General features: G+C 45.1%; 11 protein-coding genes. 5 read left to right on the top strand and 6 right to left on the bottom strand.

Features of this window, described 5'->3' with window-relative positions:
• Positions 1 to 109 precede the first annotated feature (109 nt).
• From R7Q09_RS11810 to R7Q09_RS11790, 5 genes are all read right to left on the bottom strand, one after another.
• Complete coding sequence (locus tag R7Q09_RS11810; protein ID WP_005379694.1) at positions 110 to 1,918, bottom strand: AMP-dependent synthetase/ligase; 1,809 nt, start codon at positions 1,916 to 1,918, stop codon at positions 110 to 112.
• Positions 1,919 to 2,211: 293 nt separating this feature from the next.
• The gene (calR, locus tag R7Q09_RS11805) at positions 2,212 to 3,171 is read right to left on the bottom strand and encodes a LysR family transcriptional regulator CalR (RefSeq protein ID WP_005379693.1); all 960 of its coding nucleotides are present in this window, start codon (positions 3,169 to 3,171) and stop codon (positions 2,212 to 2,214) included.
• A gap of 555 nt (positions 3,172 to 3,726) precedes the next feature.
• A complete protein-coding gene (locus R7Q09_RS11800) occupies positions 3,727 to 4,773 on the bottom strand; it encodes an MJ1255/VC2487 family glycosyltransferase (RefSeq protein WP_005379691.1) in 1,047 nt (348 codons plus the stop codon).
• 3 nt (positions 4,774 to 4,776) lie between these two features.
• Positions 4,777 to 5,325, bottom strand: coding sequence for a phosphatase PAP2 family protein (locus R7Q09_RS11795; protein ID WP_005379690.1), 549 nt, complete (start codon positions 5,323 to 5,325; stop codon positions 4,777 to 4,779).
• A 152-nt stretch (positions 5,326 to 5,477) separates the two neighbouring features.
• A complete protein-coding gene (locus tag R7Q09_RS11790; protein WP_025768373.1) occupies positions 5,478 to 6,275 on the bottom strand; it encodes an SH3 domain-containing protein in 798 nt (265 codons plus the stop codon).
• Between the two features lie 519 nt (positions 6,276 to 6,794).
• Here R7Q09_RS11790 and leuA point away from each other — a divergent pair.
• The 5 genes from leuA to R7Q09_RS11765 all read left to right on the top strand — a co-directional run bounded on the left by leuA (position 6,795) and on the right by R7Q09_RS11765 (position 12,759).
• Positions 6,795 to 8,342 (top strand): 2-isopropylmalate synthase, encoded by a 1,548-nt coding sequence (leuA, locus tag R7Q09_RS11785; RefSeq protein WP_005379685.1) that lies wholly within the window; start codon positions 6,795 to 6,797, stop codon positions 8,340 to 8,342.
• Positions 8,343 to 8,424: 82 nt separating this feature from the next.
• Positions 8,425 to 9,516, top strand: a complete 1,092-nt coding sequence (gene leuB, locus R7Q09_RS11780) for a 3-isopropylmalate dehydrogenase (RefSeq protein ID WP_005379683.1) — start codon at positions 8,425 to 8,427, stop codon at positions 9,514 to 9,516.
• A gap of 110 nt (positions 9,517 to 9,626) precedes the next feature.
• Complete coding sequence (gene leuC, locus R7Q09_RS11775; RefSeq protein ID WP_005379681.1) at positions 9,627 to 11,027, top strand: 3-isopropylmalate dehydratase large subunit; 1,401 nt, start codon at positions 9,627 to 9,629, stop codon at positions 11,025 to 11,027.
• A gap of 11 nt (positions 11,028 to 11,038) precedes the next feature.
• Positions 11,039 to 11,641: a 3-isopropylmalate dehydratase small subunit gene (leuD, locus tag R7Q09_RS11770; RefSeq protein WP_005379679.1), complete on the top strand. Its 603-nt coding sequence runs from the start codon at positions 11,039 to 11,041 to the stop codon at positions 11,639 to 11,641.
• 335 nt (positions 11,642 to 11,976) lie between these two features.
• Positions 11,977 to 12,759, top strand: a complete 783-nt coding sequence (locus R7Q09_RS11765) for a DUF547 domain-containing protein (RefSeq protein ID WP_213968490.1) — start codon at positions 11,977 to 11,979, stop codon at positions 12,757 to 12,759.
• Between the two features lie 140 nt (positions 12,760 to 12,899).
• Here the strand turns inward: R7Q09_RS11765 and djlA are convergent, their stop codons facing one another.
• Positions 12,900 to 13,754, bottom strand: coding sequence for a co-chaperone DjlA (gene djlA, locus R7Q09_RS11760; protein ID WP_005383076.1), 855 nt, complete (start codon positions 13,752 to 13,754; stop codon positions 12,900 to 12,902).
• Positions 13,755 to 13,756 lie beyond the last annotated feature (2 nt).

The following is a 13,756-nucleotide window of genomic DNA, read 5'->3' as shown; positions in this document are numbered from 1 at the left end:
TTATTTGACGAGCAGAGCAGAAAAAATCAATACAAACAAAAATCCCCAGCAATGCGCGATCACATCACTGGGGATTTTTTCATCAATATAAAATCTAAGTCAGCTTAAGTTACTTTTTATCCGACTTTTCCTTATACATTTCTTCAATTTCATCTTGGTATTTGTCATTGATGACTTTACGACGAAGTTTTTGAGTTGGCGTTAACTCACCATCATCCATAGAGAAAGCTCTTGGTAACAGTTTAAACTTCTTCACTTGTTCAAACTTTGCCAACTCTTTTTGAAGATCGTTCACCCGCTTCTCAAGCATTTCGACCACCTGGTGGTGCTTAATCAACTCAACGCGATCGTGATATTTGATATTCAGCTCTTTCGCGTACTCTTCTAGCGAGTCATAACAAGGCACGATAAGCGCAGAAACAAACTTACGAGTATCCGCAATGACTGCGATTTGCTCGATGAAGTGGTCTTTACCAATCGCACCTTCAATCATTTGTGGAGCGATGTATTTACCACCTGAAGTTTTCATCAACTCTTTGATACGATCGGTGATGAACAAGTTGCCATTTTCATCAATGTAACCAGCGTCGCCCGTTTTTAGGAAACCGTGCTCATCAAAGGTCTTTTCCGTCTCTTCTGGCATTTTGTAATAGCCACGCATCACCATTGGACCACGAACCAGAATCTCGTTGTTTTCGCCGATCTTAACCTGTGCGCCAGGCATCGACATACCAATAGAGTCGGGGTTAAAACATTTATCATCCCAACACGATACTGTCGCCGTGGTTTCAGTCATACCGTAGCCCAACTTAACGTTGATACCAATCGCATGGAAGAATCGACCGATGGTTTCATCCAACTTTGCACCGCCACAAGGCATAAAGTTGATTTGCCCGCCAAGTAGCGCACGCAGTTTGCTCAGAACCAACTTATCCGCCAAAGCGTATGACTTACGCAGCAAGAGCGATGGCTGACGTTTTTCTTGATGACAAGCGGCCATTTTTGCGCCCATGTTGACTGCCCAAGTAAACATGATCTTACGGTGAATCGGCGCGCGAGACACTTTCTCGTGAATCGCAGAGAAGATCTTCTCATAGAAACGCGGTACGGCACACATCACGGTAGGTCGCACCTGGCTCAGTGCATCACGTACTTGCATGGTGTCTTGCAAATAGCAGTTGGTCGCCCCTTTGTACAATACATAAAAGGTCCAAGCGCGCTCAAATACGTGTGACAACGGAAGGAAACATAATGACACGTCACTTTGAGAAAGGCTCAAGCGCTGATCGTGCCCTTCCAATTGCGCCGCAATGTTTGCGTAGTCCAACATAACGCCTTTTGGCTGGCCTGTTGTACCCGAGGTGTAGATCAGCGTGAGTAGATCATCTTCTTTTGCCTGATCTAAACGCGCGTCCAATTCAACTTGATATGTAGCGTCGCCTTTGGCAACAAATGCTTGCCAAGAGATAACGAAATCATGATCGCCAAGTTCTATATCATCAGACATCGCAACAATGAGCTCTAACTGTTCGCACTGGTCGAAAATGCTCACTGCTGCATCAAATTGAGGCTGTTCACCAACAAACAGAACTTTGACGTCTGCATTGTTAATGATGTACGCCGACTGGGCGGCAGTATTGGTTGGGTAAATAGGTACTGTCACGCTGCGTAATTGCAGTGCTGCGATATCAGCGATCGTCCATTGCGGCATGTTGTTCGAGAAAATGCCGATCTTATCTTGGACTCCTAATCCCTGAGCCAAAAGTGCAAGTGATAAAGCATCAACTTGCTGACCAAATTGCGTCCACGTAATACCTTGCCACTCCTCACCCACTTTATGCTTGAGTGCAACGCGTGTACCACCGTTCGCAATTTGTTCACGAATACGTTTAACGATATGAAAATCTAACTTGGCCATTCTTTTACTTACCTTTTGGCTTACAGGCGTAAGCTAATTGAGCGAACAAGTGTACTCACGGCTTGCTAAAACGCAACTGACCAGTATCAAACTTATCACTAATAAGAGACAACTATCACTTATACGTCGCGAACGTACCTCAAATTGCTGAATGATTACTCTATTTAACTTACTGTTTCGATTGTTGATTACGAAAACAAAAAGCCCCGAGAGACAAAAATCGCTCGGGGACCAATGAATTGTAAAAATTGATGATTACCAATATGGTCTAATCGAGAAGACCAAACGTCATCTTATTTTGCGGCAACGACTTCACCACAAGTGATCATCAGTTGATCGCGCAGCCAAATGTGGCCTTTATCTTTTTCGCTTGATTCATGCCAGCTTAAGAAGCCGCTGATTTCTTTGTTCGCAAATGGGAAATCAAGAATTTGCAGTTGATCGCTGTTTACCGCATTTTCCGCCATCCAACGTGGTGCAATAGTCACAAGCTCAGATTGACCCACCACGTATAGTAGGTTGCTTAAACTAGAACCTTCATACGCCGCTTGGCAATCCAGTTCACGGTACGCTTGCTCTGAGAAACTACGTTGGCCATGCACTTTCGATAACTTCGCATGCTTTTCGTTAAGCAGTTGCTCAGCCGTCACACCACCTTGAATGCGTGGGTGTGTTTTTGATGCGATAACCACTAATTCATCTTTGAAGATTTCAGTACTTGAGAAACCTTGCTCATCAAAACGAGCGTAGTCGATCACGAAATCAATTTCTTGGTAGCGCATACGCTCAGACAACAAACGGTCAAATTCTGCATCTAGGTGAAGCTGAACGTTTGGTGCTTGTTGATTCACTTTTGCCATGATCTTCGGAGCAAAACGCATGTCACAAGGGCTGCAAATCGCAAGCTTGAATAAGCGAGTCGAAGATTCTGGTTGGAATACAGAGCTAGGAAGTTCATTGCGAATCAGCTGTAGTGCTTGGCGAATAGGGCCAAACAGTTGACGAGCTCGTTGCGTAGGCTGAATACCACGGCCTTGGCGCATGAATAGCTCGTCGTTAAACATCACTTTTAAGCGTGCCACGGCGTTACTTACTGCCGGTTGAGACATGCCTAGGTTATGTGCTGCACGAGTAATATTTTGCTCTTGCATTACAGCATCAAATACAGTCAGTAGGTTTAAATCTACACCACGCAAAGTGCTTTCCATACGGTAGCTAGCAATTGCGCTCATCGCGTCTTTCTTCTCTAACATTGAGTGCGCCTCTTTTGTAATCGTCAACTTTGTTCATTAAATTCATAACGAATAGAATCCCATCTCGCACAAAAGACGGCGGCTGGATTCGAATCATTTTACGAATAGATAACCTAACTTTTTATTATATTTATCGTCCGGATACTTCCGGCTCGAACTGTACTATCAACTAATCGATTGCGGTTTCGCAACTAGATTGATATTTAATCAGTAAATTTTAGCCAATTAGGTATTTATTTGTTAAATAACAAATACTTGATAAAAACATAAAAAACTATAAAACACGTAAAAATGCATTCTTTGAGGACGTATTTAGCAAATTGATAGGACAGGCGGTCAACACAAGCATGCATTTAGCTCAGTTATTAGTTGGAATAAGAACAACAGATGACAGCTATATCTCTGATTGAATTTTGCACTTATCAGTCAAATTATCAGCAAATACACACTGAATAGAAATGAGAGAGGAAGAATAAAAATGCAGCCTTCCAAACAGAAAGGCTGCAACAAAATCGTGTCAAAAATGGAAGGAACAATGTACTTAGAACAACGTACTTAAATGTTCGACACGTAACTTGGAAAATCAACCTGCTCCCACAGCTGTCTGGATAACTCTGCTTTTGAATCCCATGCACCTTGCAGTACCCAATGAACAATAGCCTGAGCAACATCTGGGTATTTCACACTTTCGGCTTGTTGCTCCTTTAGCCACTGGCGTACTGCGGAAATGTCTAAGCTCTCCATCGACATCGCAAGCCCTAAATCTTCTAAGGTCGCAACATTGCTCTGCTGCTCGAATTGACCCGCGAGTGGCTTTAGTAACAATTTTTTCCCCAAAGACAAGGCTTCTGAAGGAAGCTCAAACCCACCATTAGCAATGACACCACTACAGCGATGCAAATGATGCTGGAAGTTGCTGTGGCATAAAGGGCGCAGTTCTATGTTTTCTACCTGCTCACATTCGATCACATCCGGGTGATAACAGATAAACGCTTGTTGATTAAAGTGGAACAATAAGTCCGAGATATCTTCAATCGATTCGAACGGTAGATACACCAACACGAAGTCGTCGTTTTCTGCTTGGCTATCGACGGTATGCACTATCGGTGGTAACAAAGGTTGATCAAAATGATGCCAATGCAAACCAAGGTGGTGTTGAGAAGGCGCAAAGTATTCAATGACGGATTTATCTAACCAACTTGCTCCCTTTAGTGGCACCGGATAACGGAAAGCATTTTGGTGGCTGATACCAATAGAAGGCTTATTTTGTTGTCTCGCTGCCCACGCAGTCACAGGTTCGAAATCATTAATGATAAGATCGTAGGACGATAGATCGAGTTGCTTAACTTCTTTGAAAAACTGCACCAAATTGTTATTCAATGCTGTTTTCGCGTAGTTTACAGAGCCTTTTTCGGTAATAAAGGTGAAGCCTCGGCGAGTCTGGTAATCGCCAAATGCTTCCATTGAAAAGTATTTTTCCGGCGCTCGCCCAGAAAACAAAAAGTCGACCTCAACATCGTGCTCTTTAAACGCATGACTCATCGCCCTTGCGCGTGCAATATGTCCGTTTCCTGTCCCTTGAACACCGTACAAGATTTTCATCAATTAGCCTCCTAACATCGCAATCGCTAATCCACCACAAAGACTGCCAAGCAGTGCACCAATGATGACATCGGTAAAAAAGTGCACACCCAATAAGATTCGCGCGGTTCCGATTAAACTTGCCCAAAAGAATGCAGCAACGCCTAGGCTCGGATAGAAATGATCAATCAGCGTCGCCATGACAAACGCAGCGGCAGTGTGTCCTGAAGGAAGACTATAGCGATCAGAGGGGGTAATAAAAGCAGGAAGGAGTGCACTAAGCTCTTCAGGGCGACGACGCTTAAAACTATTTTTCAGCGTCCAATAAATTGGTAGCTCGATAGCAAAAGCAAGTAAACCCGCCAGTAAAAACCAGACTCCTTGCTCCTTATCTAAATACCAAGCTAATAACCCCAACACCAAGTAAAGATGCCCGTCACCACTGTGGGAAACTCCTTTACTGATATTGGCGACTTGTTGATTAAAACGGTGCTTAAGACAAACACTAGAGAGCGCTAAATCAAACTTAGCAATGGTTGCAATTGGCTGTGTAATTGTCTCTATGGTTCTCATGTGACCTTTCCTTACTTTGACAACGCCTTTTTGTGAAAAGTAGGAGGTTTAGGTGACAACAGCATGACGGGAGTTTGGACAATTAATGACAAAGGCCAAATTAAGGTGTGCCCAACGATTTATCTATTGGGCATAACCATAAAAATAGAACATTAAGAAGGGTTTGATGGTTGCGGTTGAGGGGTGTCTATATACCAGACTTTTCTCTTCTTGCGGCAGGCGCGCAAAGAGCCTGTCGTCATGTCACCATCTTTGGTTAGCTCATAACTCAGTGAGCGGCAAGTATAGTTTCCCGACAGTTCATGCTCTATACTCGTTTTCTCCGTTTTACTCGAGTTAGGCTCTAGTAGAGGGTTAGGCTGAGTAGATAAAATGTCACGATTTATCACATTGCTGCGCGCATAATCCTTATGGACATAACCTTTTATCACTCCTTTCTGTTCAACGAGAAACCAAGGTTGATCAACCACTTTTGCTAGCACATTAAAGACTTCCCCTTTCGATAATACGCCAAGCTTTGCCCCTTCAAGACTCGGTTTGGAGCGTAGGTTTAATGTGGTCTTAGAGCGGTAAGAGACATCCATAAACTCTACTGGGTTTGAGGTATCGACACCTTCAGTGGTTGGTCGGAAAACTTCCGCTTGCTGTTTCTCACTAGGCTGGACACGGATCTTCCACCAAGAATACGTTTCCGGATCTTTACCTTTAAACTTATTTCGGCTGTCAGACTCAAGGGCAACAAGCATCTGATTCAAGAACGATTCGCGTCCTTCATAACTCAAAAATCGATCCATTTGATCATTGATGACCATGACGCTCTGTGAGTGATCATTCATAACAACGGGGGAAGCCACTTCCACATAGGTCTGCGATTGAAACAGCTGACAACCCGACAAGCTGACCAGAGTAAGTACTATGGCTGAACGTCCAAATTGTTTTGTTAACCTCATTCTTTCCCTAACCCTTATATTTCTTTTACCTAGTGCAACTGCACTACTATAAATGGTCATTCAAAACTTTTGCCAAACAATTCGGACCTTTGTGTGACAAGTCGCAATCCCGATGCTTGTTTTGGTAATGAAACGTCGCAAACTTGATGAGAACTTACTTCTTCTAGCACGTTTCTATCGCATCATGTTGTTTCACTTAGTGCATCATTTTTTTCAAGCAAACGAAAAGACTCATCCGATATGAATAAAAAATCGACTTTAGGGTTGACGCGCTTCATGGAGTGCGGTACTAATTTGTTAACTTAATTATGTGGAAAGCTTAACAACTATGTCAGCTCATTTTTCTATCCTGCTTAGCCTCCTCCTGATCGTGACCAGTTCGCGCGGGTAGGCTGTGGAAGAAAAATAACCACACCAATTTCTAAGAACCCGCATGAGAATGCGGGTTTTTTTATATCTAAATACTGGAAGTAAACGATTCACTTGCGCGAAAGTGCAGAAATCAGGAAGGAAGCAAACATGAACGATCAGGTCATTATATTCGACACCACATTGCGTGATGGCGAGCAAGCGTTGTCAGCAAGCTTGACGGTTAAAGAAAAACTGCAGATTGCCTATGCGCTGGAAAGACTCGGCGTTGATGTTATCGAAGCTGGCTTCCCAATCTCTTCACCAGGTGATTTCGAGTCTGTACAAACCATCGCAAAAAACATAAAAAACAGTCGAGTTTGTGCCCTTTCGCGTGCCGTTGCGAAAGACATTGATGCTGCCGCTGAAGCATTAAAAGTGGCTGACCAATTCCGTATCCACACGTTTTTAGCCACTTCCACCATTCACGTAGAAGACAAACTACGCCGCAGCTACGACGATGTACTAGAAATGGCAGTCAACGCCGTTAAACATGCACGTAACTACACTGATGATGTCGAGTTTTCTTGTGAAGATGCTGGTCGTACTCCAATCGACAACCTATGTCGCATGGTAGAAGCCGCCATCAATGCAGGTGCGAGTACAATCAACATTCCAGATACCGTTGGCTACACCGTACCAAGTGAGTTTGGTGGGATTATTGAAACCCTATTTAACCGCGTTCCGAACATTGATAAAGCGATCATCTCCGTTCACTGTCACGACGATTTGGGGATGTCAGTTGCCAACTCTATTGCCGCCGTTCAAGCTGGCGCACGTCAGATAGAAGGCACGATCAATGGCATTGGAGAGCGAGCGGGTAACTGTTCACTTGAAGAGATCGCAATGATCATCAAGACGCGTCAAGAGTTTTTGGGCGTTCACACTGGCATTAAGCATGATGAAATTCACCGCACCAGTAAGTTGGTTAGCCAGCTATGCAATATGCCTATTCAAAGCAACAAAGCAATTGTGGGTGCAAATGCGTTTAGCCACTCTTCAGGCATCCACCAAGATGGCATGTTGAAGAATAAGAATACCTACGAAATCATGACCCCTGAGTCTATTGGCCTAAAAAACCAAGCTCTGAACCTAACCAGCCGCAGCGGTCGCGCTGCCGTGAAGAGCCATATGGACACCATGGGTTACAACGAAGACGAGTACAACCTAGACGCACTGTATGCGGATTTCTTGAAACTTGCTGACCGCAAAGGCCAAGTGTTCGATTACGACCTAGAAGCCCTAATGCACTTCTCGAACTTGCGTGAAGAAGATGACTTCTACAAATTGAGCTACCTAAGCGTGCAGTCTGGCAGCGTAATGGCTACCACCAGCATCAAAATGCAATGCGGTGATGAAGAAATGTGTGAAGCAGCGGTCGGTAATGGCCCAGTTGATGCGCTGTACCAATGTATCTACCGCGTGACAGGCTACGACATCGTTCTGGATAAATTCGACCTAACCGCGAAAGGTGAAGGTGAAGATGGTTTGGGTCAAGCAGACATCATTGCCAACTACAAAGGTCGCAAATACCACGGTACGGGTGTTTCCACCGACATCGTTGAGGCTTCCGGCCAAGCATTATTGCACGTTATTAACAGCATTCATCGTGCAGATAAAATCGAAGAAATGAAGCAGAAAAAGATTGCGACTGTGTAATAACAACCGGGCTACACGGCTCAGGAAAGAACACGCTCGTTGAAATAATTAAGCTCAAAATTAGAAAACTTAAAGGATTAACATGACAGACAAATCGTACAAAATTGCCGTCCTACCCGGTGACGGCATTGGCCCGGAAGTAATGGCGCAGGCACATAAAGTATTGGATGCAATCGAAAAGAAACATGGTATTGCGTTTGAGCGTGACGAGCATGATGTCGGTGGTATCGCGATCGACAATCACGGTTGCCCACTTCCAGAGAGCACAATAAAAGCATGTGAAGAGTCTGATGCAGTCCTATTCGGCTCGGTTGGCGGCCCTAAGTGGGAGCACTTACCACCAAATGACCAACCTGAACGCGGTGCCCTACTGCCACTACGCAAACACTTCCAACTGTTCTGTAACTTACGTCCAGCGCAAATTCACTCAGGTCTTGAAGCTTTCTCACCGCTACGTGCAGACATCTCGGGTCGCGGCTTTGACATCGTGGTAGTCCGTGAACTGACGGGTGGTATCTACTTCGGCCAACCGAAAGGTCGTGAAGGTGAAGGCGCAACAGAAAAAGCATTTGATACTGAGGTGTACCACCGCTTTGAGATCGAACGTATTGCAAAAATCGCTTTTGAATCTGCTCGTCTACGTCGCAAGAAAGTGTGCTCTATCGACAAAGCGAACGTTTTACAAAGCTCTATCTTATGGCGTGAAGTAGTCGAAGAAATCGCAAAAGACTACCCAGATGTCGAGTTGTCACATATGTACATTGATAACGCGACTATGCAGCTTATCAAAGACCCTGCTCAGTTCGACGTAATGCTGTGTTCAAACATCTTCGGCGACATCATTTCTGATGAATGCGCGATGATCACAGGCTCTATGGGTATGTTGCCATCAGCAAGTCTAAACGAAAGCAAATTCGGTCTGTACGAGCCAGCAGGTGGCAGTGCACCAGATATCGCAGGTAAGAACATCGCTAACCCTGTGGCACAAATCCTGTCTGCGGCACTGATGCTACGTTATAGCCTAGGTGAGGAAACGGCGGCACAAGACATTGAAGCGGCAGTTTCAAAAGCACTATCAGCGGGTGAGCTTACGGGTGACCTTGCTGGTGACAACCCAGCACTTTCGACGTCTGAGATGGGCGATAAGATCGCTGAGTACATCTTAAACTCTTAATACAGAACAGATTCATAATAAATACTAAATCCTCTATCCACCAATGACTTACCTCTAAGTCATTGGTGCTAAAACAAAGCAACAAGGATAACGAGGAAAGGAAGCAAACAATGGGCAAAACATTATACGAAAAAGTCTACGACGCACACGTTGCCGTCGCAGCAGAAGGGGAAAACCCAATCTTGTACATCGACCGTCACTTGGTACATGAAGTGACGTCTCCGCAAGCATTTGACGGCTTGCGTGAAAAAGGTCGCAAAGTGCGTCAGGTCAGCAAAACTTTTGCCACCATGGACCACAACGTCTCCACAACAACCAAAGACATCAACGCATCCGGTGAGATGGCACGTATCCAGATGGAAACGCTATCGAAAAACTGTGAAGAATTTGGCGTTACGCTTTACGACATTAACCACAAATACCAAGGTATTGTGCACGTTATGGGCCCAGAGCTTGGTATTACCCTACCGGGAATGACCATTGTTTGTGGTGACTCGCACACGGCTACACACGGTGCGTTCGGTTCTCTCGCTTTTGGTATTGGTACATCTGAAGTTGAGCACGTATTAGCAACTCAAACGCTAAAACAAGCGCGCGCTAAAACGATGAAGATCGAAGTAAAAGGCAAAGTGGCTCCGGGTATCACGGCTAAAGATATCGTGCTAGCCATCATCGGTGAAACCACAGCTGCTGGCGGTACAGGTTACGTAGTTGAATTCTGCGGTGAAGCGATCACAGACCTTTCAATGGAAGGCCGCATGACCGTATGTAACATGGCGATTGAGCTAGGAGCGAAAGCCGGTTTGATTGCACCAGATGAAACCACGTTCGAATACATCAAAGGCCGTAAATTCTCACCTCAAGGTGCGGATTTTGATGCAGCAGTAGAGTACTGGAAGACATTAAAAACGGACGATGATGCTCAGTTTGATGCAGTCGTGACACTAAACGCAGCGGATATCAAACCACAAGTCACTTGGGGAACTAACCCAGGCCAAGTTATCGCGGTAGATCAACCTATCCCAGCACCAGAAAGCTTTGCCGACCCAGTAGAAAAAGCATCGGCAGAAAAAGCATTGGCTTACATGGGCCTAGAGGCAGGCAAGTCATTGTCTGATTACAACGTCGATAAAGTCTTCGTTGGTTCTTGTACTAACTCACGTATCGAAGACATGCGCGCAGCCGCTGAAGTAGCGAAAGGTCGCAAAGTCGCGCCTCACGTTCAAGCGCTAATCGTTCCTGGCTCTGAGCAAGTAAAAGCGCAAGCAGAAGCGGAAGGCTTGGACGTTATCTTTAAAGAAGCGGGCTTTGAGTGGCGCCTACCAGGTTGCTCGATGTGTCTAGCAATGAACAATGACCGTTTGGGTCCACATGAACGTTGTGCGTCTACTTCAAACCGTAACTTTGAAGGCCGCCAAGGTCGTGATGGCCGTACCCACCTAGTGAGCCCTGCGATGGCAGCGGCAGCAGCAATTGCTGGTCACTTTGTAGATATTCGTGAACTAGACTAAGGAGCAAACCAATGTCAGGCTTTAAACAACACACAGGCTTAGTTGTTCCTCTAGATGCAGCGAACGTTGATACTGATGCCATCATTCCAAAGCAGTTCCTACAAAAGGTCTCTCGCCTAGGCTTCGGTAAGCACCTATTCCATGACTGGCGCTTCCTAGACGATGCTGGCGAACAGCCAAATCCAGAGTTCGTGATGAACGCACCTCGCTACCAAGGCGCATCTATCTTGCTGGCTCGTGAGAACTTCGGCTGTGGCTCATCTCGTGAGCACGCACCGTGGGCACTAGCGGATTACGGCATCAAAGCGATGATCGCTCCAAGCTTTGCCGATATTTTTTACGGCAACTCGATCAACAACCAAATGGTACCAGTTCGCTTGACTGAGCAAGAAGTGGATGAAATCTTCCAGTTTGTTGAGGCGAATGAAGGTGCAGAAGTCGAGGTCGACCTAGAAGCGAATGTGGTTCGCGCCAACGGCAAAGAGTACAGCTTTGAAATCGATTCGTTCCGTCGTCATTGCTTGCTAAACGGTTTGGACAACATTGGCCTAACCCTTCAGCATGAAGATAAGATTGCCGAGTACGAGGCAAATATCCCGAGCTTCTTGCGTTAAGACGCGTTAGTACATACACAAATCAAGGGCTGGCAATTGTCGGCCCTTTTAATTATTTAGACAACTGATTTTATATCGCTTTGCTTACGGAATACCGAACGCCTCTGTTGAAATTCGTCATCCTGAACAGCGACGAAGGAGTGTGATTCAGGATCGACTGCCAGAGCGCACTGTGCAGATTAATACTGCCTTTACTCAAGAGTTTGTGGGTATTAGATTCCTGATATCGCTTATGCTCCTCGGAATGACGGCGAATAAAGGCCACTGATTACTGAAAGAAAACAAGCACTAAACTGGTCTACACTATCAACAATATCTCATTCAAAGGTATCTCTATGAAGCGTCTGTTATTGCTGTTGTGTGCTCTGGTTTCTTTCTCGACATTTTCCGCGCCTAAATCCGACTTATGGCCATATTGGAAACAATCGAATCAAGCCAACCAAACCCAAATTTCTCATCAAGAATGGCAACAACTGCTCGATACTTATTTAGTTGAACAAGGCGAGAATACCTTGTTTCGTTATAGCCAAGTCTCCTCTGTCGATAAAACCAAGCTGAAACAATACATCCAGCGTTTGGCAAAACTAGACCCTCTACAATACAGCCAAGCAGAGCAATATGCCTATTGGGTAAACCTTTACAACGCCATCACGGTAGATCTTATTTTGGATAACTATCCAGTCGAATCAATCACCAAGCTAGGTGGTTTATTTAGCTTTGGTCCTTGGGGAGACGATGTGGTCGTGGTCAATGGGAAGGATCTAACTTTAAACGATATTGAACATCGAATTTTGCGTCCAATTTGGAATGACCCAAGGACGCATTACGCCGTAAATTGTGCAAGTTTGGGATGCCCTAACCTACAAGCTCAAGCATTCACTGCTGACAACACGCAAGCTCTACTGGATAGTGCCGCCAAAACATTTATCAACAGCAGCAAAGGCGTATCTATCCAAGGAAACACGGCGCAGCTGTCTTCTATTTATGATTGGTTTGCAGCGGACTTTGGTGGAGAGAAACAAGTCTTCAACCACATCGCAAAGTATGCTCCGCAATACAAAAACTTCTCTGGCAAAGTGAAATACGAATACGATTGGGACTTGAATCAAGCCAACTAAACTGGGGGATGTGAGGTCAATTAGCATTAGGGACATAATAGGCCAAAAGCTAAAGACACCGGCAACTCAAAGACTAAGACATGAAAAAAAAGGGCACTGAGTGCCCTTTTTAAATCCAATACTTGATAGAAAACGTCCGACTACTTAAAGCCTTTGACTTTCTTAATCAGATCGTAAGCGTTTTGAATCTCTTGAGATTTCTCTTTCGCAACGTTCATCATCTCTGGTGGCAAACCTTTTGCCATCAATTTATCTGGGTGATGCTCGTTCATTAGTTTACGATAAGCACGCTTAACGGTTTTACTGTCTGCATCTGAAGACACATCCAGAATTTTGTACGCGTCGGCCAACTGATCCGCTTGTGAAGCTTGTTGCCAGCTACCACCTGAAGATTGGCCTTGATGCTGACCATGAAAACCGCCCTGGCTTTGGAAACGAAATGCGGCTTCTTGCATTTGCAAACGACGCTCTAATTGCTCAGAAGAGAAACCCAAACCACGTGCAATCTTGTGTAGTACATTTCGTTCACTCGGGTGGATCGAGCCATCTGCAAAGGCCGCCGAGATTTGCAGCTCTAAGAAAAATTGCAACAAGTCAAAGCGACCAGCTGTCGAAATTTTCACACGAACAAGAACATCTTCTAACGGAAAGTCGCTGTCTTTACCTTCACGAAACGCGTCTTGCGCTGCGCGACGCTGTTCGCCATGCAAATTCATGCGGTCCATCATGGCTGAAGCCAGTTGGATTTCCTCTTTGGTGACTTGGCCTTTCGCTTTTGCCACATGTCCCATTACCGCAAACGCCGCTTTAAAAAACTCTTCTTGGCGCTGAGCTTGACTTGGCCCTTTTCCAAAGCCGCCAGTAGAGAACCCGGCTTGACTCAAGCGACGTGCTTTATCGAATTGATGGCCAATAAATAAGCCAAAGAGTAAACCTAGCGGCCCGCCAAGTAACAAGCCAAAAAAGGCACCCAGAATTTTGCCAAAAATATGCATTA

Source organism: Vibrio sp. 2130-1 (assembly GCF_033339515.1).
The sequence above is the reverse complement of the archived record's forward strand: the minus strand, read 5'-3'. Positions and strand labels throughout refer to the sequence as shown.